Origin of the sequence: Streptomyces sp. NBC_00096, from assembly GCF_045041305.1 — a bacterium.
Taxonomy (GTDB): Bacteria; Actinomycetota; Actinomycetes; order Streptomycetales; family Streptomycetaceae; genus Streptomyces.
Window position 1 is genome coordinate 1,362,120 of sequence record NZ_CP108221.1, and the last position, 18,487, is coordinate 1,380,606.

At 72.2% G+C, this 18,487-nt stretch carries 12 protein-coding genes, 1 pseudogene and 1 riboswitch; of the genes and pseudogenes, 3 read left to right on the forward strand and 10 right to left on the reverse strand.

Annotation, left to right across the window (positions count from 1 at the left end):
- Window positions 1-29: 29 nt before the first annotated feature.
- Window positions 30-411: pseudogene (locus OG904_RS05725) on the reverse strand (hypothetical protein).
- A gap of 129 nt (window positions 412-540) precedes the next feature.
- Between OG904_RS05725 and OG904_RS05730 the strand changes: the two are divergent.
- Window positions 541-2,499 (forward strand): CASTOR/POLLUX-related putative ion channel, encoded by a 1,959-nt coding sequence (locus OG904_RS05730; protein WP_405488028.1) that lies wholly within the window; start codon window positions 541-543, stop codon window positions 2,497-2,499.
- 26 nt (window positions 2,500-2,525) lie between these two features.
- Here the strand turns inward: OG904_RS05730 and OG904_RS05735 are convergent, their stop codons facing one another.
- The 5 genes from OG904_RS05735 to OG904_RS05755 form a co-directional block, all read right to left on the reverse strand.
- The gene (locus tag OG904_RS05735) at window positions 2,526-4,493 is read right to left on the reverse strand and encodes an FAD-dependent oxidoreductase (protein ID WP_405488030.1); all 1,968 of its coding nucleotides are present in this window, start codon (window positions 4,491-4,493) and stop codon (window positions 2,526-2,528) included.
- A gap of 131 nt (window positions 4,494-4,624) precedes the next feature.
- Window positions 4,625-5,275, reverse strand: coding sequence for a thymidine kinase (locus OG904_RS05740; protein ID WP_405488032.1), 651 nt, complete (start codon window positions 5,273-5,275; stop codon window positions 4,625-4,627).
- Window positions 5,276-5,339: 64 nt separating this feature from the next.
- Window positions 5,340-6,545: an alkaline phosphatase family protein gene (locus tag OG904_RS05745; protein WP_405488034.1), complete on the reverse strand. Its 1,206-nt coding sequence runs from the start codon at window positions 6,543-6,545 to the stop codon at window positions 5,340-5,342.
- Entirely contained in the window at window positions 6,545-7,144 is a 600-nt protein-coding gene (locus OG904_RS05750; protein ID WP_405488036.1) for a DUF5998 family protein, read from the reverse strand. The genes OG904_RS05745 and OG904_RS05750 overlap by 1 nt, the downstream gene beginning before the upstream one ends.
- A 48-nt stretch (window positions 7,145-7,192) precedes the next feature.
- Window positions 7,193-10,015 (reverse strand): GNAT family N-acetyltransferase, encoded by a 2,823-nt coding sequence (locus tag OG904_RS05755; RefSeq protein ID WP_405488038.1) that lies wholly within the window; start codon window positions 10,013-10,015, stop codon window positions 7,193-7,195.
- Between the two features lie 185 nt (window positions 10,016-10,200).
- On the opposite strand from OG904_RS05755, the gene OG904_RS05760 reads away from it, so the two are divergent.
- Entirely contained in the window at window positions 10,201-10,482 is a 282-nt protein-coding gene (locus tag OG904_RS05760; protein WP_405488040.1) for an HPr family phosphocarrier protein, read from the forward strand.
- 453 nt (window positions 10,483-10,935) lie between these two features.
- Here the strand turns inward: OG904_RS05760 and OG904_RS05765 are convergent, their stop codons facing one another.
- The 4 genes from OG904_RS05765 to OG904_RS05780 all read right to left on the reverse strand — a co-directional run bounded on the left by OG904_RS05765 (window position 10,936) and on the right by OG904_RS05780 (window position 15,724).
- Entirely contained in the window at window positions 10,936-11,601 is a 666-nt protein-coding gene (locus tag OG904_RS05765) for a GntR family transcriptional regulator (RefSeq protein ID WP_405488042.1), read from the reverse strand.
- 165 nt (window positions 11,602-11,766) lie between these two features.
- The gene (locus tag OG904_RS05770; RefSeq protein ID WP_405488044.1) at window positions 11,767-12,564 is read right to left on the reverse strand and encodes a M23 family metallopeptidase; all 798 of its coding nucleotides are present in this window, start codon (window positions 12,562-12,564) and stop codon (window positions 11,767-11,769) included.
- A 12-nt stretch (window positions 12,565-12,576) separates the two neighbouring features.
- Window positions 12,577-12,736, reverse strand: a riboswitch (cyclic di-AMP (ydaO/yuaA leader).
- A gap of 217 nt (window positions 12,737-12,953) precedes the next feature.
- Window positions 12,954-14,321 carry a M16 family metallopeptidase gene (locus tag OG904_RS05775; RefSeq protein ID WP_405497787.1) on the reverse strand — a complete coding sequence of 456 codons (1,368 nt, stop codon included), beginning with the start codon at window positions 14,319-14,321 and terminating at the stop codon, window positions 12,954-12,956.
- Between the two features lie 20 nt (window positions 14,322-14,341).
- Complete coding sequence (locus tag OG904_RS05780; RefSeq protein ID WP_405488046.1) at window positions 14,342-15,724, reverse strand: M16 family metallopeptidase; 1,383 nt, start codon at window positions 15,722-15,724, stop codon at window positions 14,342-14,344.
- Window positions 15,725-16,028: 304 nt separating this feature from the next.
- Here OG904_RS05780 and OG904_RS05785 point away from each other — a divergent pair, with 304 nt between their 5' ends.
- Complete coding sequence (locus OG904_RS05785; protein ID WP_405488048.1) at window positions 16,029-18,485, forward strand: DNA topoisomerase (ATP-hydrolyzing) subunit A; 2,457 nt, start codon at window positions 16,029-16,031, stop codon at window positions 18,483-18,485.
- Window positions 18,486-18,487: the final 2 nt, after the last annotated feature.

Genomic DNA, 18,487 nt, shown 5'->3' on the forward strand with positions numbered 1-18,487 from the left:
GTTCCGTCGGGCCCATTGTGAGGGCCCTGTCAGGCGTGGTTGACCGGGAGGACGTCCGGGCAAAGGGCGCCGGCGTGGGCCGCGGCGGAGGTCATGCGCCTGCGGTGGTGGCGGCGGCAGAGGACCTCGTACTGGGTCTCGTCCACGATCACGTAGTCCGCCTTCGCCGCCTTTGGTGAGCTGGGCGACCACGTACGCGTACAGGTCCATGCCCTCCGGCGCCTCCACCGCCTCCGTGACCAGACCCAGCCGGGAGGACAGCTTGCCCTCGCCCGCACGGTCGTCGCGCGTGAAGATCACACCCTGCAGGCCGCGCGCATCGCGGTTGCGGGCGATCTGGAGAGCCAGGGTCCATTCGCTCGGACATCCACCAACTCGCGCTGTGGCCGCATGGCCACTGCCGGTGTGCACGGTGCGTTCATACCTCTGAGTGAGGTCGGTGGGGTTCACACGGGGGCGGGGGCGAATTTCTGCCTAGGGTGACTCCTGGCGGTATGCAGCCGCTCCGACCGGCACGTCGACTCATGTACAGGAGCTTGTGTGGCGCAGCAGCACACGACGTCACTCCGGCTCCGTCTCCGGTATCGCTTCGACCATCTGCTCTCGGGCGGAACGACCGCGCTCATCGGCTGGCTCGCCCTGGCCTGCCTCGCCGTCGTCGTTCCGGCCAGCGCGGTCCTCGTCTGGTCCGACCGGGCCGCCCCGGCCACGCTCTCCGGCCGGCTCACCGCCGTGTGGGTCAGCGTCGGCCAGACCCTGAAGATCGGGGGTGCGGTCGGCTCCCCGCTGTACGTACTGGCCTCCGTATCGCTCGCGCTCGTGGCGCTGCTCTTCGTGTCGACCCTGGTCAGTCTGATCACCACGGGCATCAACCGGCGCATCATGTCGCTGCGCCGAGGTCACTCCACCGTGTTGGAGACCCGGCACACCGTCGTACTGGGGTGGTCGGACCAAGTGTTCCCCGTGATCGGGGAACTGGTGGCCGCCAACGCCAACCAGCGCCGCTCCGCCATCGCCGTGCTCGCCCCGCAGGACAAGGTGTGGATGGAGGAGGAGATCTCCGCCCGCGTCGGCGACAGCGGCAGGACGCGGATCATCTGCCGCAACGGAAGCACCACCGACCCGTCCGAGCTGCGCCGGGTGAGTCCGCGCACGGCCAGGGCGGTCCTGGTACTGCCTCCCACCGGGGACACGGGTGACGCCCACGTGGTGAAGACACTGCTCGCCCTCGACGCGGCCGTCCACGGCTCCGGGGAGGCGGAGGGAGAGGCGAAGGCGGAGGCGGTGGTGGTCGCCGCCGTCCGTGACTCCCGCAACCACCTGACCGCCAGGCTGGCCGCCGGGCCCACGGGACACGTCCTGTGCGTGGACGGCATCGTCGCCCGGCTCCTCGTCTCGACGGCCCGACAGCCCGGTCTCTCGCTGGTCTACTCGGAGTTGCTGGACTTCGACGGCGACGAGTTCTACCCGGTGGCCCCCGGGGACCTCGTGGGGCGTACGTTCGGCGAGGCGCTGCTGTCGTTCGACACGTCCTCGGCGGTCGGCCTGTTGCACGGCGGCGGGAGCGTCACCCTCAATCCGGACCCGGAGGCGACGATCGGCCCGGCCGACCGGATCATCGTCATCTCTCGGGACGACGACACGGCCGTGCGTGCGGACGTGGCCGCCCATGTCGAGGACGACGCGATCGTGACGGCCGCACCCGCGACCGCCCGGGCCGAACGCCTCCTCCTGCTCGGCTGGAACCGCCGCGCCCCGCTCGTCATCGAGCAGCTCGACCAGTACGTGGGCCCGGGAACCACCCTGGACGTCGTGGCGCTCGGTGTGCGTGCGGCCACGGGCGGCGCCCGAGGCGTCACGGCCGCGCGGTCCCGCCTCGAAGTCTCCTTCCACGACGGTGACATCACCGACCCGCTCACCCTGGCCAAGCTGGACGTGCCCTCGTACGACGGCGTGATCGTGATCGGTGAGACGGAGCCCGAGGCCTTGGACGCGCCCATGGCCTCCCTCGTTCCGGTGACGGATCCGCAGGCGCGGGCGGACGACAGGACGCTGGTCACCCTGCTGCACCTGCGGGCCATCGGGGACACCGCGCGGCGGGACATCGCGCTCACCACCGAGATGTCCGACGACGGCAACCGGCTCCTCGCACCGGCACAGGACGGCGCCGACTTCATCGTGAGCGGCAGGCTGATCAGCCTGCTGATGACCCAGATCTCCGAGAGCCCGTACCTCGCCGCGGTCTTCGAGGAGCTGTTCGACGCGGAGGGCCACGAGTTCCACCTCAAGCCGGCCACGCACTACGTACGGGCCGGTCATGAGGTGTCGTTCGCCACCGCCGTCGAGGCGGCACGGCGGCGCGGGGAGTGCGCGGTCGGCTACCGGCTGCGCGCGCGGAGCGCCACGGGCCCGGACTACGGGGTGCGGATCAACCCCGACAAGCGGCGGCGGGTCACGTTCTCCGAGGAGGACTGGCTGATCGTGCTCGCCGAGAGCTGACAGCCGAGCCGCCGCCGGGTCCGCCGCTACGCCGTGTGCACTTCCAGGGCGGTCCGCACCGCGGATTCCAGGGCTCCTTCGATCCATGCGGGCTTGATGGAGGTGTGGCAGCCGGCGAAGTGCAGGTTGCCCTCGGCCTTGCGGACATGGGGGAAGAGCTCGGTGTGCTGGCCGGGCAGGAGGACGGAGGCCTCTCCGTAGGCGTACGGGTCGCGCATCCAGGACTGGCTGCGGCCGACGCCGGTGTAGAACACCTCGACGCGCTGCCCGAACACCTCCTGGACGCCCGCGAGGGCGCGCGGGTAGCGCTCCTCGTCGTCCAGGGAGTCCCACTTCAGAGCGTCGTCCGACCAGCTGTAGGAGGCGAGGAGGACTCCGCCGGCGCTGCCTTCGACGGGGTAGGAGGGCTGGAACATGAAGCGGTTGGGGTTGTCGGTCACCGAGCCGCCGCCGATGACGCCGGCCGCCTCGGGCTGGTCGCGGCTGACCACACGGCTGGCGGCGTAGTGGGAGCGCTGGCCCGCGGAGATGTGGCCCTCGGGTACGGAGGAGTGGGCGCCCATCAGGGTTCCGTTCGCCGGGCTCTGCCCGGTCTGGTACTTGCGGTACAAGCCGGGCTGTACGGCCTCGAGCTCGCGCTTCCAGTCGGCCTCGTCGAACTCCCACCAGCGGCGGCTGAATTCGAGCAGGACCTTGGTGGCGGCGTCGTAGTGCAGCTCGGTGATCGCGCGCCGCTTGCCGTACGAGAGCGCCGGGGTGACGGGGATGTGACGCAGCCCCGAGAAGGGGACGGTGATGATGGCGGTGTCGGCGGTGAAGGTCTCGCGCCGCACGGGGCTGCCGCCGCGGCCCTCGGAGACGGTCTCGACCGTGACCTTGCCGTCGCCGTGGATGATGCGGGTCGCCCGGCGGTCGAGGCGTACGAGGTCCTTGACGCGCGCGTACATCGCGTCGGCCAGGGTGGCGGTGCCGTCGGGCAGTTCGTAGAAGGCGGTGTCGGGGCTGATCAGCGAGGCACCGATGAAGCTGTGTACGAAGGCGAGGTGCAGGCGGGAGGTGAGGTTCTCGACGGTTCCGATCAGGTCGATGGTCCGCTCGTCGAGCTTGGCCTCCTCCGTCAGGAAGCGGTACATCGACATGTGGCCGTAGCGCTGGATGACGCGTGCCCAGCCCTCGACGAGTTCCCTGTCCTTCTTGCCCTCGATCTCCGCCCGCACGGGGGCGAAGGCCTCGCGGACGATCTGCGAGGCGGGCACGGACTCGTACGCCTGCGGCACTCCGAAGGAACGATTGAGCGCCTGCGGGGCGCGCGCGTAGTCGGCGCGGCGGACGCGGATGCCGTTGACGTAGATCCACGTCCGGTACGCGGGACGGCCGGTCGCGTCCACGTCGACCAGGTGGAAGCGCCTGCGCTTGAGGCCGAGACCGTCCATCAGGCCGGTGACCAGCGGGTGGCTGTCGGGGATGCGCATCGCGCCGGCCTCGGCGTACTGCTTCGGGTCGGCGAAGGGCTGGGCGGCGTTCTCGTGGCCGCCGGTGCGGAAGGTCTTGATGCGGCCGCCCACCCGGTTGCCGTTCGCCTCGATGACGGTGACCTGGTGGCCGGCTCCGCGCAGGAGGTGCGCTGCGGTGAGGCCGGCCGGCCCGGCGCCGACGATCAGCACCTTCTTCCCGGGTCGGCGCGAGCGGGGCAGGCCGTTCTTCAGCAGGATGTCGGCGTAGCGCGGTACGAGCGGCTGGTCCTCCTCGTCCCGTACGAGGATGGCCCGCGCGATCGTCAGGCAGGTGCCCCAGTCGGCGACGGCGGCGCCGGGGACGGCCTGCGAGGTCTCGGCGGAGGTGACGGCGACCGTCAGCCCGCCGGCCGCGGCGACGGCGGCCGCGCCGGCGATGACGGTCCGGCGGGAGGGCCGACGGGAGGGCGCCGGCGCGGGCTCGCCGGAGGCTCCGGAAGCTTCGGGGGTTTCGGAGTTGGCATCGGGATCCATGATCATGAACCAACTCTTGCCGCCCGCCCGGGCCGAAAAGGCCAGAATGCGCCCGCGCGGGCAGAGACCACCCGGACGTGCGAAACGCTCCGCCTCGCGCTGACGAACTGGGTTTCGTACGAGCGGCCTTGGGGCCGTCAGCCGTGGTTGACCGGGAGGACGTCCGGGGAGAGGGCGCCGGCGTGGGCCGCGGCGGAGGTCATGCGCCTGCGGTGGTGGCGGCGGCACAGAACCTCGTAGCCGATCTCCTCCGCCGGGCGGTTCACGTCACCGACCACGACCTGCGCGCCCTCGACCACCATCTCCCCGCCCACCGTGCGGGCGTTGTGCGTGGCGCGGGCGCCGCACCAGCACAGGGCCTCCACCTGGAGCTGCTCCAGGCGGTCCGCCAGCTCGATCAGGCGCTGCGAGCCCGGGAAGAGCTTGGTGCGGAAGTCCGTCGTGATGCCGAAGGCGAACACGTCCATGTCCAGATCGTCGACGATCCGGGCCAGCTGGTCGATCTGCTCGGGCGCCAGGAACTGGGCCTCGTCCACGATCACGTAGTCCGCCTTGCCGCCTTTGGTGAGCTGGGCGACCACGTACGCGTACAGGTCCATGCCCTCCGGCGCCTCCACCGCCTCCGTGACCAGACCCAGCCGGGAGGACAGCTTGCCCTCGCCCGCACGGTCGTCGCGCGTGAAGATCACACCCTGCAGGCCGCGCGCATCGCGGTTGTGGGCGATCTGGAGAGCCAGGGTGCTCTTTCCGCAGTCCATCGTTCCGGAGAAGAACACCAGCTCGGGCATGGGGAACAGGGCCTTTCAGTGGGTGCGGAGGTGCGGGGGCGGCAGCGGCGGGGTGCCGGTGGCGTCAGGAGCGGATTTCGAGCAGCGGGACGAGCTGCTCGGCCGGGGTCATGGAGCCGTGCATTCCGGCGAGCGCCGACTCGTTGGGCTCGGCCCTCGAGGCAGTGATCGCCACGTCCGCGTGGGCGGCGGCGATGACGTCGCCGATGCGGCCCAGGACCCGCTCGTCGCATTCGCCCGGCGTCCCGAACCAGCCCAGTTCCAGGGCTTCCTCGCGGCTCGCGACCCAGAACCGGTCCCCGAGCACCTCGCGCCAGACGGTCAGGACGTCGGCCTCGGCCCCCGGTACCGCGTACACGTGCCGGGCCCGGCCCTCGCCGCCCAGCAGGGCCACGCCCGCGCCGAGTTCCCAGTCGTCGTCGTAGTCGATCCGGGAGTCCTCGTCGAAGGGGATGTCCACCATGCCGTGGTCGGCGGTCACGTACAGCGCGGTGCGCGGCGGCAGCTGCTCGGCGAGCCGCTGGACCAGCCGGTCGACGTACATCAGCTGGCCGCGCCAGGCGTCGGAGTCGACGCCGTGCCGGTGGCCTGCCCCGTCGAGCTCGCTGTAGTACGTGTACACGAGCGAGCGGTCGCCGGCCCCGAGGCGCTCGGCCGCGAGGTCCATGCGTTCCTCGCCGGTCATCCGGCCGAGGAAGGTGCCGCCGCTCAGCGCGACCTTGGTGAGCGGGGTGGTCTGGAAGGCGGGCGAGGAGACCTGCGCGGTGGCCACCCCGGCCGCGTCCGCCTGCTGGAAGACGGTCGGGTACGGCTGCCAGGGCTTGGGTGAGGTCCAGGGGTGCCAGCGGAGCTGGTTCATCAGTTCGCCGGTGGCCGGATTGCGCACGGTGTAGCCGGGCAGGCCGTGGCGCGCGGGCGGCAGGCCGGTGCCGACGGAGGCCAGCGAGGTGGCGGTGGTCGCCGGGAAGCCCGCGGTGACCGGGCGGCCGGTGCCGCCGCGCGAGGTGGCGAGGAGGGAGGTGAGGTACGGGGCCTCGTCCGGGTGGGCCTTGATCTGCTCCCAGCCCATGCCGTCGACCAGGAACACGCAGTTCCGGTCGGCCGGGGTCAGCTCGGCGATCGAGGCCTCGAACCCGGGGACGCCCTGGCCGGCCACGAGCGTGGGCAGCAGGTCGGCGAGGGAGCCGGTGCCGTACTCCGGGACGGGGGCCCCGGCGAGGTCCAGCGGTTCCGGCTCGTCCTGCCAGCTCTGCGCGGCCGAGTACGCCATCAGCGGGCGGTGGTGGAGGACGTGGCCGCGGTGGCTTCGGAGAGCGCCTGCGCGAACAGCAGGGTCTGGCGGACCGCCTCCGGGCCGTCGCCGGCCTCGCTGACGCGCAGGCTGAGGTCATCGGCGGTGGAGTTGCCGGTGTAGCCGTGGTCGGCGTCGCAGTTCTGGTCGCCGCAGGCGGCGGGCTCCAGGTCGATGCGCGAGACCGCGCCCCAGCCGATGGTCAGGACGACCTCGCGGGGCAGGGTGCCGGGGGTGTAGGACTCCGGGTTGGCGACGACGCGGCTGAGCACCACGGAGGAGATGCTGGCCAGCTTGACCGATTCGGTGGAGGTGGTCGCGTACGGCGACGGGGACCCGGCGTCGGCGGCCTGCTCGTCGGTGTGGCTGACGATGAAGCGGTTGCCGGTCAGGACCAGCACGGTGACGTGCCTGCGCACCTCGTTGGCGTCGAAGGTCGTCTCCTGGTGGACCAGGTACGACGAAATCGGCTCGCCGCCCACCGCGGCCTCCACGGCCTCGGCCACGAGGGCCGGGTAGTAGCCGCTGCGCTCGATCGCCGTGCGCAGCCCCTGGGTCGTCGTACCGGATTTCGCCATGAGGTCCATCCTAAGGCCCGTACGGGGTACCCCGGCCGCCTCCGGACCTCAGTAGCTGGGCAAGGTCCGCGGGCCGAGGTCGCCGCGGGCGGGCGGGTGCGCGACGCGGACGCTCGCGGCGAGCACGGACAGGCCCTCGGTGGCGACGACGACGGGCTCCAGCGCGACCCCGACCACCTCGGGGTGGTCGTCGACGAGACGGGACAGCCGCAGGAGCAGCTCCTCCAGTGCGGGGGTGTCGACGGGGTCGCTGCCGCGCCAGCCGAAGAGCAGCGGGGCGGTGCGGATGGAGCGGATCAGGCCGGCCGCGTCCTTGTCGGTGGCGGGGACGAGCCGGTGGGCGGTGTCGCCGAGCAGTTCGGAGGCGACTCCGGAGAGTCCGAAGGAGAGGACGGCTCCGGCGGCGGGGTCGATGACGGAGCGGATGACGGTGTCCACTCCCCGGGGGACCATCGCCTGGACCACGGGGAGCAGCTCGTGCGGTTTGCCGAGCGCCTGGGTGAGCTCCTCGTAGGAGCGGCGCAGCTCGGCCTCCGTGGTGAGGTCGAGGCGGACGCCGCCGAGGTCGGCGCGGTGGCGCAGGTGCGGGGCGGTGGTCTTCAGCGCGACGGGGTAGCCGAGGACCCGGGCGGCGCGGGCCGCGGCCTCCGCGCTGGGGGCGGGGAGGGTGGGGAGCACCCGGATCCCGTACCGGGCGAGCAGTTCGCGGGCGTCGGCATCGGCCAGGGTCGCCGCCTCGTGCTCCCCTACGCCGGCCAGCAGGCGGGAGAGCTGCCCGGCGGCCCCGCTCTCGTCGATGTCCTCGTACTCGGGGACCTGCCCGGCCTCGGCGTTGCCCCGGCGCCACTGCCCGTACCGCACGGCCTCGGCGACGGCCTTGACGGCCCGCTCGGCGGCGGGGTAGCTGGGGATCCGCCCGGGGCCGGCGGCGGCATCGGGCACGGGGCCGGGCGCGGGTGCGGGGCCGGAGGCAGGCGCGGGGCCGGGGGCAGGCTCCGGCGCGGGCCGGGGAGCGGCCGGGCGGGAGGTGGCGGCCGCCGGGGCGGTCGCGGCGGAGAGGGCTTCGGCCAGCGCGCCCAGCTCCACGTGCACGACCGCCACCGGCTTGCCGGGGTGCGCGGCGGCCGCCGTCCGCAGGGCCTCCGCCAGGTCGTCCGCCAGGGTCTCCTCGCTCACCCACGGGATCGCGGTCACGACGACGGCGTCGTTGTCCGGCGAGGCCAGCGCCGCCGCGACGGCCGCGCGGAAGTCCTCCGGCGAGGCGGCCGTCGTCAGGTCCAGCGGCGCCAGCGGCCGCAGCCCTTCCGTCAGGCAGGCGTCGTAGGTGAGCACCCCGAGGGACTCCGAATTGCCGAGGATCGCGACCCGCGGACCGGCGGGGACGGGCTGCGATGCCAGCAGCAGGCCGACGTCCACGAGCTCGGTCACCGTGTCGACCCGGATCACGCCCGCCTGCCCCAGCAGCTCCGACACGGTCGCCTCGGGCAGCCGGGTGCCGGTGACCACGTGTCCCGCCGGGGTGTGCCGGCCGCCCTTGGCGACGACCACCGGTTTGACGGCCGCGGTGCGCCGGGCGAGCCGGGTGAACTTCCTCGGGTTGCCGAGCGTCTCCAGGTACATGAGCGCGACGTCGGTCGCCTCGTCGTCGTACCAGTACTGGAGGATGTCGTTGCCGGAGACGTCCGCCCGGTTCCCGGCGGAGATGAAGGAGGACAGTCCCTCCCCGCGCCGCAGCAGCCCCGAGAGCAGCGCGATGCCGATCGCCCCGGACTGGGTGAACAGGCCGACCCGTCCCCGCGCGGGGGCCGGAGCGGGGGCGAGGGAGGCGTTCAGCTCCACCTCGGGCGCCGTGTTGATCACCCCGAAGGCGTTCGGTCCGATCAGCCGCATCCCGTACGAGCGCGCTTGACGCACCAGCTCGCGCTGGCGGGCCAGGCCCTCGGCCCCGCTCTCCCCGTAGCCGGCGGACAGCACCACCAGCCCCTGCACCCCGTGTTCCCCGCAGGCCGCGACCGCCTCCGGGACCCGGTCCGCCGGGACCGCGACCACCGCAAGGTCGACCGGGGCGCCGATATCGCCGACCGCGCGGTAGGCCCGTACGCCGTCCAGCAGGTCGGCCGTGGTGGCCTCGTTGACGGCGTAGAGGTGGCCGTGGAAGCCGCTGTCCCGCAGGTTGCGCAGGGCCGCCGCGCCCACTCCCCCGCCGGAGCGGCTGACTCCGATCACCGCCACCGATCCCGGGGACAGCAGCCGCTGCACGGAGCGGGCCTCGGCGCGCTGTTCGCGGGCGCGCTGGACGGCGAGGGATTCGGCGGTGGGTTCGAGGTCGAGGGTCAGGTGGACGGAGCCGTCCTCGAAGCTGCGCTTCTGCTGGTAGCCGGCGTCCGTGAACACCTTGATCATCTTGCCGTTGGCGGGCAGCACCTCGGCGGCGAAGCGGCGGATGCCGCGTTCCCGGGCCACCGCGCCGATGTGTTCGAGCAGGGCCGAGGCGACCCCGCGCCCCTGGTGGGCGTCCTGGACCAGGAAGGCGACCTCGGCCTCGTCGGAGGGGCCGGTGGCGGAGCGCCCGTCGGCGCCGATCCGGTCGAAGCGGACGGTGGCGATGAACTCGCCGCCGATCGTCGCGGCGAGGCCGACCCGGTCCACGTAGTCGTGGTGCGTGAAGCGGTGCACGTCACGGTCGGAGAGCCGGGGGTAGGGAGCGAAGAAGCGGTAATACTTGGACTCGTCCGAGACCTGCTCGTAGAAGCTGACCAGCCGGCCCGCGTCGTCGGTGGTGATGGGGCGGATCCGGGCGGTCCCGCCGTCGCGCAGGACGACGTCCGCTTCCCAGTGGTCCGGGTACGAGGGGTCCGGCTCGGTGGTCATGGGGCCACCCTAAGGCTCGATCGGGTCGAGTGGCCCGGGCGCGGCGCATCGGGCAAGCTGACCCGAATCAAGGCAAGCTGGGACAGGTCGAACGGCGGCGATTTTCGGGCCCAAGGTCGGTCCGACCATTCCGGACGCCGTGAGAGACTGGTCTAGACAACCGTAAGAACCTGAAGGGCATCACCATGGCAGAGCGCCGCGTCAACGTCGGCTGGGCCGAGGGCCTGCACGCTCGTCCCGCCTCGATCTTCGTCCGCGCGACGACCGCTTCCGGCGTCCCGGTGACCATCGCGAAGGCCGGCGGCGACCCCGTCAACGCCGCCTCCATGCTGGCGGTTCTGGGCCTGGGCGCCCAGGGCGGCGAGGAGATCGTCCTCGCGTCCGACGCCAAGGGTTCCGAGGCCGCGCTGGACCGCCTCGCGAAGCTGGTCGCCGAGGGCCTCGAGGAGCTCCCCGAGACCGTCTGACCCTTCGGGTTCGACCCGCGGGACACTCGCAGTACTTGCACGGCGGAGCCCGTTGCCCCCGACCACGGCCGGAGGCGACGGGCTCCGTCGCGTCTCGGCCCCTGGAGCCGGGCCTCAGCCTCTGGAGCCGGGCCTCAGCCGTGAAGCCGGGCCTCAGCCATGAAGCCGGGCCTCAGCCCTGGAAGCGCACCCCGGCCCTGGACCAGGACACACGGGCACGCGGGCACGCGGGCACACGGGCACGCGGGCACGCGGGCCGGAAACGCCCGCATCGAATTCCGGCGGACCCAATTCGGCCGGAACGACGCACGGGCACGAATTGCCCGGCCACGGACGACCGACCCGATCCCCACCGAAAAATCCCGGCCAAAATCCCGGCCGAAAAGCAACCGAAAAGCCCGGCCGAATCACCTCGGGCCGACCCCGATATCCCACCTTTGTATACGGGGTTTGTTAATGCGGAGCGCTTGCCGTGTTTACGGCAGGTTGCAAAGTCCTCACCCGCATCCGGTGCGCCCCCGCCGCCCGGTCCACGTGGGCCGCGGTCAGCGCCCGGGCCCGCTCGGCGTCGCCCCGGGCCACCGCGTCCACGATCGCGCCGTGCTCCGCCCAGGACTCCACGGGCCGCACCGGCGCCTCCACCACGTACATCCAGGCCACCTTGTGGCGCATCTGGGTGAGCAGGGCGATCAGCCCGGGGCTGCCCGAGGACTGCGCGAGCGTCTCGTGGAACCAGCCGCCCAGGGAGCGCAGGTCCTCCCCCTGCCCCCTCCTGGCCCGTTCCTGGCCCAGCCTGACCAGGCCCCGCAACACCCTGAGGTGGGCCTCGGTGCGCCGCCGGGCCGCCCGGGCCGCGGCGAGGGGCTCCAGCAGCATCCGCAGCTCCAGGAGGTCGGCGGCCTCCTGCTCGGTCGGCTCGGCCACGCAGGCGCCCGCGTGCCGGCGGGTGGTCACGAACCCCTCGGACTCCAGCGTGCGCAGCGCCTCGCGCACCGGAACGCGCGAGACTCCGTACCGGCGGGCCAGCACCTCCTCGGTCAGCCGGCCACCGGGTCCGAACACCCCGGAGACGATGTCGTCGCGGATTGCTGTGCATACCGTGTGCGCGGGAATTCGCAAGACCGGACCTCCGCCTTTTTCGTATGGCTGTGCGTGTTGCGACTCTATTGCAACACACGATAATTTCCGAGGACGGCCTGGAATGCGAAACATTCACACAACGCGAAGGCCCCGGCTCGAAGAGAGCCGGGGCCTTCGCGGAAGACGTGCGGTGCGGTGCGTTCGTCAGACGTTGACGCCGTGCGTACGCAGGTACGCGACCGGGTCGATGTCCGAGCCGTAGTCGGGGCCTGTGCGGGCCTCGAAGTGCAGGTGCGGGCCGCTGGAGTTGCCGGTGGAGCCCGACAGGCCGATCTGCTGGCCCGGGGTGACCTGCTGGCCCACGGAGACGCCGAGCTTCGACATGTGGCCGTACTGGGTGTAGGTGCCGTCGGCGTGCTTGATGACGACGTTGTTGCCGTACGCGCCGCCCCAGCCCGCCTCGACCACGGTGCCCAGGCCGACGGCGTGGACGGGGGTGCCCGAGCCGGCGTGGAAGTCGATGCCGGTGTGGCTGCCGGAGGACCACATGCCGCCGCCCGCGTGCCACTGGGTGCTGACGTAGGAGTTGTCGATCGGGGCGACGAAGGTGTTGAGGCGCTTGCGCTCCTCTTCGCGGGCGGCGCGCTCGGCGGCCTCGCGCTCGGCCTTGGCCCGGGCTTCGGCCTTCGACTTGGCCTCGGCGGCCCGCTGCTTGGCGTCGGCCTCGGCCTGCGCCTTGGCGGCGGCGGCCTCGGCGGACCGCTGCTGGGACTGGGCCTGGGCCTCGATCTCGTCCGCGAGTCCGTCGGCCACCACGATGGTGTTGAGGCCGGTGTCCTCGGCGGAATGGGCCTGGTCCGCGGCGAACGCGGGGCCGGCCAGGGAGCTGACGACGCCAGTGGTGGCGAGGGCGGCTATACCGGCGTAGCCGGCGGTCTTGCGGCTCAGACGGCTGGAACCGCGGTGCTTGCCGGAGCCGGCGGGACGACTGCCAAACGCCATGAAGGGGCTGATCCTTTCCTTCCCTCTCGCCTACCGGGTTAGCTGACGGGTTCGGAGCAGGAAGGTCTCCTACGGGCCCCCTCTCGCGAGGCGGTCCGATTCACCCCAGGGACACAAGTGGGTCCCCGGCTCCCCAGGCTCGCGCCTGACGGGGACTCGGCGATCGCTGCCCGGTGCCGCGGACGCGGCGGTTACAACTGACGGACAGCACCGCCGACGCTAGGCGGATCTTCGGACAATCACCAAACAGACACGCCCTTTTGTTGCGTACGCCACACCCCATACGGGCAACCATCGCCCCAAAGGGACAAGTAGAACAAAGGGGGCTCCGGCGGACAAGCCGCCGGAGCCCCCTTGTAGGGCCGGTCAGTTGGGCGACCGGCCTGCGATCAGTTGGTCACCACGGTCACTTCACCGATCCCGAGGGCCCGCACCGACTCCTCGATCTGCGAGGCGTCGCCCACCAGGACCGTGACCAGGCGGTCCACCGGGAAGGCGCTGACGACGGCCGAAGTGGCCTCCACCGTCCCGGTTTCGGCGAGCCGCGCGTACAACTGCGCCTGGTAGTCGTCCGGGAGCTCCTGCTCGACCTGGTCGGCGAGGGTGCCCGCGACGGAGGCGGCCGTCTCGAACTTCAGCGGGGCCACGCCCACCAGGTTCTGCACCGCCACGTCCCGTTCGGCGTCGGTCAGGCCGCCCTCCGCGAGGGTGCGCAGCACCGTCCAGAGGTCCTCCAGCGCCGGGCCGGTGTTCGGGGTGTCCACCGAGCCGCTGATGGCCAGCATCGAGGCGCCCTTGCCGTCCGCGGTGGAGCGCACCACCTGGGCGAAGGCGCGCACGCCGTACGTGTACCCCTTCTCCTCGCGCAGCACCTTGTCCAGGCGGGAGGTCAGGGTGCCGCCCAGGCAGTACGTGCCGAGCACCTGGGGCGCCCAGACCCGGTCGTGCCGGTCCGGCCCGATGCGGCCGATCAGCAGCTGCGTCTGGACCGCGCCGGGCCGGTCCACGATGACCACGCGGCCCGTGTCGTCGGCGGTGATCGGCGGGGCCGGGCGCGGCTCGGTGGTGTCACCGGTCCAGGCGCCCAGGGTGTCGGCCAGGACGGCGTCCAGGTCGATGCCGGTCAGGTCGCCGACGACCACCGCGGTGGCGGTCGCGGGGCGCACGTGGGCCTCGTAGAAGGCGCGTACGGAGGCGGAGTCGATGCGGGCGACCGTCTCCTCGGTGCCCTGGCGCGGGCGGGAGATCCGCAGGGAGGCCGGGAAGAGCTCCTTCGAGAGCTCCTTGGCGGCGCGGCGCTGCGGGTTGGCGCTCTCGTGCGGGATCTCGTCGAGCCGGTTGCGCACCAGGCGGTCGACCTCGGCGTCGCCGAAGGCCGGCGCGCGCAGGGCCTCTGCGACCAGGCCCAGTGCCTTGTGCAGCCGGGAGGCCGGGACCTCCAGGGAGACCCGCAGACCCGGGTGGTCGGCGTGCGCGTCGAGGCTGGCGCCGCAGCGCTCGACCTCGGCGGCGAACTCCTCCGCGGTGTGCTTGTCGGTGCCCTCGGACAGCGCGCGGACCATGATCGTGGCCACGCCGTCGAGGCCTGCGGGCTCCGCGTCCATCGGGGCGGCGAGGTTGATCTCGACCGCCACCACCTGCTGGCCCGGGCGGTGGCAGCGCAGCAGGGTGAGGCCGTTGGCCAGGACCGCGCGCTCGGGGGCCGGGAAGGCCCACGGCTGCGGCTCGCCGGCCTCGGGGCGCGGGTGGAAGGTCATCGTGACGGCTGCGGTGTCGCTCACTGCTCCGCCCCCTCGTTCTCGTCGCTGTTCTCGTCGCCCGCGCCGGTGTCGCCGGGCGCGTCGGCGTCGGTGGACTCGTCGGCCGCGATCGGCTCGTACACGAGCACCGCGCGGTTGTCCGGGCGCAGTCGGGCCGCGGCCACGGCCTGCACCTCCTCGGCGGTGATGTCGAGGACCCGCTGGACGGCGGTCAGCGCCAGCTGCGGGTCGCCGAACAGCACCGCGAAGCGGCACAGTTCGTCCGCGCGGCCGGCCACCGTGCTCAGCCGGTCCAGCCACTCGCGCTCCAGCTGGGCCTGCGCGCGCTCCATCTCCTCGGCCGTCGGGCCCTCGGCGGCGAACCGCGCGAGCTCCTCGTCGACGGCCGCCTCGATGTCGGGCACCTCGACCCCGCTGGAGGTCTTGACGTCCAGCCAGCCCATCGAGGGCGCGCCGGCGAGGCGCAGCATGCCGAAGCCCGCCGCGACGGCGGTCTGGTCGTGGCGCACCAGTCGGTTGTGCAGCCGGCAGGACTCGCCGCCGCCCAGGACGGTCAGCGCCACGTCGGCGGCGTCGCACTCGCGCGTGCCGTCGGGCGGGAGCCGGTAGGCGGCCATCAGCGCGCGGGCCGGAACCTCCTCGACGACCTCCTCGCGCAGCTGCCCGCCCATGATCTCGGGCAGCGAGCCGTCGCGCGGCGGCTGCTTGCCGTCGTGGCCGGGGATGGTGCCGAAGTACTTCTCGACCCAGGCCAGGGTCTTCTCGGGGTCGATGTCGCCGACGACCGAGAGCACCGCGTTGTTGGGCGCGTAGTACGTACGGAAGAACGCGTGCGCGTCCTCCAGGGACGCGGCGTCCAGGTCGGCCATGGAGCCGATCGGCGTGTGGTGGTACGGGTGGCCCTCGGGGTAGGCCAGGGCGGTCAGCTTCTCGAAGGCCGTGCCGTACGGGACGTTGTCGTACCGCTGGCGGCGCTCGTTCTTGACGACGTCGCGCTGGTTCTCCATGGACTCGTCGTCCAGGGCGGCCAGCAGCGAGCCCATCCGGTCCGCCTCCAGCCACAGCGCGAGCTCCAGCTGGTGGGTCGGCATCGTCTCGAAGTAGTTGGTCCGCTCGAAGCTGGTGGTGCCGTTGAGGGAGCCTCCGGCTCCCTGGACCAGCTCGAAGTGCCCGTTGCCGGACACGTTCTGCGAGCCCTGGAACATCAGGTGCTCGAAGAGGTGAGCCAGGCCGGTACGTCCCTTGACTTCGTGGCGCGAGCCGACGTCGTACCAGAGGCAGACCGCGGCGACCGGGGTCAGGTGGTCCTCGGACAGCACCACGCGCAGGCCGTTGGCCAGCCGGTGCTCGGTTGCTGTGAGGCCGCCGGAGCCGGCCTGAGCTGTGGCCGTGTGACCCATGGGCATGTGGTCCCTTCGATCGCGATGCAGAGATTCCTGTCAGACCTGCCACTGTATGCAAGCGTGTCGGCGACCGGAGAAGTTCCCGGCCCAGTCCTGGGTCGGAGTCGGCGTTGTCGGTGCCTCGGGCCACAATGGTGCGCGGCACCCCCTGTCCGAAACCCGGCCCGACCCGGTCCCACCCGCACCACCACCCTCAGTGCCGCCCGCACCACCACACCCAGCACCGCCCGTGTAAGAAGACCAGCCCCCACCCCGTGAGAGCTGAGCTCATCCCGATTCTTGGTTAAGGAGCCGCGCAGCGATGGCCCGCCGCAGCACGAAGACCCCGCCGCCGGAGGATTTCGAGGAGAAGATCCTCGACATCGACGTCGTCGACGAAATGCAGGGCTCCTTCCTCGAGTACGCGTACTCGGTGATCTACTCCCGCGCCCTGCCCGACGCCCGCGACGGCATGAAGCCGGTGCACCGGCGCATCGTCTACCAGATGAACGAGATGGGCCTGCGCCCCGACCGCGGCTACGTGAAGTGCGCCCGCGTCGTCGGCGAGGTCATGGGCAAGCTGCACCCGCACGGCGACGCGTCGATCTACGACGCCCTCGTGCGCATGGCGCAGCCCTTCTCCATGCGGCTCCCGCTGGTCGACGGCCACGGCAACTTCGGCTCGCTCGGCAACGACGACCCGCCGGCCGCGATGCGTTACACCGAGTCCAAGATGGCCGACGCCGCTTCGCTGATGACGGACGGGATCGACGAGAACACCGTCGACTTCGCCGCGAACTACGACGGCCAGGAGCGCGAGCCGGTCGTCCTGCCGGCCGCGTACCCGAACCTGCTGGTCAACGGCGCGTCCGGGATCGCGGTGGGCATGGCCACCAACATGGCCCCGCACAACCTCGGCGAGGTCATCGCGGCCGCCCGCCACCTGATCCGCTACCCGGAGGCGGACCTGGAGGCGCTGATGCGCTTCGTGCCGGGTCCCGACCTGCCCACCGGCGGCCGGATCGTGGGCCTCGCGGGCATCAAGGACGCCTACGAGAACGGGCGCGGCACCTTCCGGATCCGTGCCACGGTGGCACTGGAGGACGTGACCCCGCGGCGCAAGGGCCTGGTCGTCACCGAACTGCCCTTCACGGTCGGCCCCGAGAAGGTCATCGCGAAGATCAAGGACCTGGTCGGCTCGAAGAAGCTCCAGGGCATCGCGGACGTCAAGGACCTCACCGACCGCTCGCACGGCCTGCGTCTGGTCATCGAGATCAAGAACGGCTTCCACCCCGAGGCCGTGCTGGAGCAGCTGTACAAGCTGACGCCGATGGAGGAGACCTTCGGCATCAACAACGTCGCACTGGTCGACGGGCAGCCGCTGACGCTGGGCCTCAAGGAGCTGCTGGAGGTCTACCTCGACCACCGCTTCGAGGTCGTGCGACGGCGCAGCGAGTTCCGCCGGGGCAAGCGGCGCGACCGCCTGCACCTGGTCGAGGGCCTGCTGGTGGCGCTGGTCGACATCGACGAGGTCATCCGGATCATCCGGGACAGCGACAACTCCGCGCAGGCCAAGGAGCGCCTGATGGAGCGCTTCTCGCTGAGCGAGATCCAGACCCAGTACATCCTGGACACCCCGCTGCGCCGCCTCACCCGCTTCGACCGGATCGAGCTGGAGTCCGAGCGCGACCGGCTGGCGGGCGAGATCGACGAACTGACCGGGATCCTGGACTCCGACAGCGAGCTGCGCAAGCTCGTCTCGGCGGAACTGGCCGCGGTATCGAAGAAGTTCGGCACGGAGCGCCGTACGGTGCTGCTGGAGTCGGCGGGGACGCCGGTCGCGGCGGTCCCGCTGGAGGTCGCGGACACCCCGTGCCGGGTGCTGCTGTCCTCCACCGGCCTGCTCGCCCGCACCGCGAACGCCGAGCCGCTTGCCGAGGAGGAGGGCGGCGGCCGCGCCAGGCACGACCTGATCGTCTCGCAGGTCGCGGCGACCGCGCGGGCCGACATCGGCGTGGTCACCTCGTACGGGCGTCTCCTGCGGCTGTCGGTGATCGACCTGCCGCAGCTGCCCGACACCCACGCCGCGCCGAACCTCGCGGGCGGGGCCCCGGTCTCGGAGTTCCTCTCCGGGCTGGAGGCGGACGAGCAGGTGATCTGCCTGACCTCGCTGGACGAGTCCGGGCAGGGCCTGGCGCTGGGCACCGAGCAGGGAGTGGTCAAGCGGGTCGTGCCGGACTACCCGGCCAACAAGGACGAGCTGGAGGTCATCACCCTCAAGGATGGCGACCGGATCATCGGCGCGGTCGAGCTGCGCACGGGCGAGGAGGACCTGGTCTTCATCACTGACGACGCCCAGCTGCTGCGCTATCCGGCGGCCCAGGTGCGCCCGCAGGGCCGACCGGCGGGCGGTATGGCCGGCATCAAACTGGCGGACGGTGCCAAGGTGATCCACTTCTCCGCCGTGGACCCGGCGCGCGACGCCGTGGTCTTCACGGTGGCGGGCTCGCACGGGACGCTGGACGACTCGATGCAGTCCGGGAAGCTGACCCCGTTCGACCAGTACCCGCGCAAGGGCCGGGCCACCGGCGGCGTGCGCTGCCAGCGCTTCCTGAAGGGCGAGGACGTACTGCTCCTGGCCTGGGCGGGCGGTTCCCCGGTCCGCGCGGCCGCGGCGAACGGCACCCCGGCCGAGCTGCCTTCGGCCGACCCGCGCCGGGACGGCTCGGGCACGGCGCTGCCGGCCGTGGTCGCGGCGCTGGCGGGGGCCGCGCTGTAGGA